This window comes from Sphingomonas sp. CCH5-D11, assembly GCF_001557395.1.
GTDB lineage: Bacteria > Pseudomonadota > Alphaproteobacteria > Sphingomonadales > Sphingomonadaceae > Sphingomonas.
This window is the reverse complement of the sequence record NZ_LSKH01000082.1, coordinates 1-2,554: the sequence shown is the minus strand read 5'-3', so window position 1 is coordinate 2,554 and position 2,554 is coordinate 1. Positions and strand designations below refer to the sequence as shown.

The window sequence follows — 2,554 nt, the reverse complement described above, 5'->3', positions numbered from 1 at the left end:
CCCGCCGCAACCGTGGGTGGAGCTGACCACACAGCATGGATATCAGGGCGGCTTCCTGCCGTTCTGGGCGAGCGAATATTTCCGCTTCCGCAAGCTGGCGGGGCTCGACCTGCCGACATGGAATCACCTGTGGTTCGTCGTCTATCTGTGGATCTACACCTTGCTGTTCACCGCTGTGCTGGCGGCGTCGCCGGCAGGCGTGCGGCGGCGCGCGCAGCGCGTGTTCGACCTACTGTTCGGCGGGGTCGGCGCGCTGGTCCTGCCAATGGCGTGGCTGATGATTGTCAGCGGATTGCTGTTCCCCGGCGCGCGCGAGACGCATGCGCTGGCCGGCGACTGGGTGGCGCATGCGACCTACTTTCCGATGTTCGTACTCGGGTTCGCCATGGCCGGCAGCGAGCGGGTGATCGCCACCTTTGCGCGCTGGTGGAAGGTGACGGCGGCGCTGGCGGTGGTTGCCTACTTGGTGGTTGCCGGCGTGCAGGTGACGTTCGCCGAATATCGCGTCACGCCGCGACCGTTTGGCACGATCTTCAGCCTTGCGCGCGGGGTGGAGGGCTGGATGGCGATCGCTGCGCTGATCGGCATCGCCGAAAATTTCTGGAACCGGGACCACCGCTGGCGCCCGATGCTGACCGAAGCCGTGTTTCCCTTCTACATCATCCACCAGACGATCATCGTCGTGGTCGCCTATTGGCTGCTGCTGGCGGGTCTACCGCTTGCGCTTGACTTCGTGATCATGGTCGCGGCGACGGTGGCGGGGTGCTGGGCCTTCTATCTCGGCGGCCGGCGTATCGCCTGGCTGCGCCCGCTGATCGGGCTGAGGCTGCACCGCCGACGCGCCGACGTTCCCGATCCACGTCCTGCCGTTGTTTGACGAAAGTAGATCCCATGCGCCTCATCCTCCCCGTCCTCGCCACGCTGTTCGCCACGCCGGCTGCCGCGCAAGACGCACCGCGCTGGTCGCTGGCGATCCACGGCGGCGCTGGCGTGATCGAGCGCGACAAGCTTTCGCCCGAACAGGACAAGGCAATCCGGGCGGCGCTGAACCGCGCGCTGGCGGCGGGCTCGGCGGTGCTGGACAAGGGCGGCAGCGCGCTCGACGCAGTGGAAGCTGCGATTCACGTGCTGGAAGATGATCCGCATTTCAACGCGGGCCGCGGCGCTGTCTTCACCTGGGACGGGCACAACGAGCTGGACGCGGCGATCATGGACGGCCGCACGCGCGCCGCTGGTGCGGTTGCCGGCGTCACCGCCACGCGCCACCCGGTCAGCCTGGCCCGCGCGGTCATGGAGAAGAGCGACCATGTGTTCCTGGCCGGCGCTGGTGCGGATGCCTTTTCCCGCGCGCAGAAGCTGGAACAGGCCGATCCGAGCTGGTTCGCCACACCCGAGCGCCGGCGGCAGCTGGAGAAGCTGAAGGCGAAGAACCTGTCGGCCATCGATGTCGATCGCAAATATGGCACGGTCGGCGCGGTAGCGCGCGATGCCAACGGTCATGTCGCCGCGGCGACATCGACGGGCGGAATCACGGGCAAGCGCTGGAGCCGGATTGGCGATGCGCCTGTCATCGGTGCGGGCACCTATGCCGACGACCGCGCCTGCGCCGTCTCCGCCACGGGAGCCGGGGAATATTTCATCCGCGAAGGCGTCGCGCATGAGATCTGCGCCCGTATCCGCTTCAAAGGCGAAAGCGCGCAAGCCGCCGCGGATGCGGTGATGTCGGAGGTTCAGGCGCTGGGCGGCGACGGCGGCGTGATCGTCAACACGCCGGCGGGCATTACCGCCTGGAGCTACAACACGCCGGGCATGTATCGTGGACGGGTGAGTGCGGGTGGCGCGCCAACCGTGGCGATCTACCGCGATGAGCCGTAAGGATGCAGGTCCTCGCGCTTAGCCTGGCGAAGGTGAAAGACCTGCGTTAGCCGACCTGGCCTGGCATCCAGCAGGCCGCATCCCTCAAGCCACAGCATTCGCGAAGCGACGCACCCCGGCACAGGGCCGGGGTGACGAACGGTGAGAACAGTGAGCGCGTCCTGCGCACTCCGCCCCTCACTCCCGGAATGCGCGTTCCGACAGTCGGGTGATCGGCGTCAGGATGTATTGCATCACCGTGCGCGGATCGCCGAGCAGGTTCACTTCTGCCGTCATGCCGGTGCCGATCGGCAACAGCTTGTTAGTGCGGCGGTCCAGCAGGCCCTTGGTGTCGGTGCGCACGAACACGTTATAATAGCTCACCTGCTGGCGTTCATCGACGATCGCGTCGGGCGAGATCGACTCCACCTTGCCGTCGATCCAGCCGTAGATCGAGCTGTCGTATGCGGTGATGTTGATCCGGGCATGCTGGCCGGTGCGCACCCGCGCAATATCCTCCGGCCGGACCCGCGCCTCGATCAGGAGCGTGTCACGCGATGGCGAGATTTCCGCAATCGGCGCCCCCGGGGATACTGCGGCGCCGACGGTGGTGACGAGCACGCGGTTGATCCGGCCGGCGAGCGGCGCGCGAACGGTGGTGCGCTCCACCCGCGCCGCCAGCGCCGGGATGGTGGAGGAG

At 67.2% G+C, this 2,554-nt stretch carries 3 protein-coding genes; 2 read left to right on the top strand and 1 reads right to left on the bottom strand.

What is annotated here, in order from left to right; genetic code table 11:
- The coding region (locus tag AX702_RS05395) for an acyltransferase family protein (protein ID WP_156455365.1) at nt 1-877 on the top strand (877 nt) is incomplete at its 5' end.
- 14 nt (nt 878-891) lie between these two features.
- Entirely contained in the window at nt 892-1,875 is a 984-nt protein-coding gene (locus tag AX702_RS05390) for an isoaspartyl peptidase/L-asparaginase family protein (RefSeq protein WP_082745990.1), read from the top strand.
- Between the two features lie 177 nt (nt 1,876-2,052).
- Here AX702_RS05390 and AX702_RS05385 read toward each other — a convergent pair.
- Nucleotides 2,053-2,554, bottom strand: a 502-nt coding sequence (locus AX702_RS05385) for an HlyD family efflux transporter periplasmic adaptor subunit (protein ID WP_156455364.1), incomplete at its 5' end; no start/stop codon positions are given.